Genomic DNA, 539 nt, shown 5'->3' with positions numbered 1-539 from the left:
TCACTAAATAAAAAACATTATAAATATGTGCACGCTCATTACCTAACAGTTAAATCTAAAGGAAAACTAATTCGAGTTACAGGGAAAAACCGTAGTTCTAAATATCCTGGTGTAGAGAAAGTTTATATAAAACCTAAAAAAGGAACTTTTCTAAAACCACCTACATCAATGGGACATCGATGTGGATACGTTTTAGCAGCGGCCTATTTTAAAACAGAAGCTAAAAAAATAGCCTTCGAAGCTGCTAAAGAAATTTCATTTGAAATCCAAAAAGAATAAAAACAATATATATACACCAACAGATAAAAATATACTAAAAATCATATTTCTTATAATTTTAATTTATTTACTAAATAGAAGACTCCAAAATGATTTAATTTATATATGGTAAAATATATCCATCGCTAATATGTCCAAACATGTAATTTTCATAGAAGCAAAATTACAACTAGACTTATACAACATGATTCAAAAATCAATGAAGGAATGTTTTAAGTGAAAGGACATATTCGAAAAAGAGGAACAAAGTGGTGTATTAT

The 539-nt window shown here is 27.5% G+C and carries 1 pseudogene; it reads left to right on the top strand.

From position 1 onward, the window contains the following. Positions 1–279, top strand: a pseudogene (locus tag AC1DTM_RS31185) (ATP-grasp domain-containing protein); the annotation flags it as partial. Positions 280–539: the final 260 nt, after the last annotated feature.

The organism is Bacillus sp. P4_D3 (assembly GCF_056401855.1).
The sequence above is the reverse complement of the archived record's forward strand: the minus strand, read 5'-3'. Positions and strand labels throughout refer to the sequence as shown.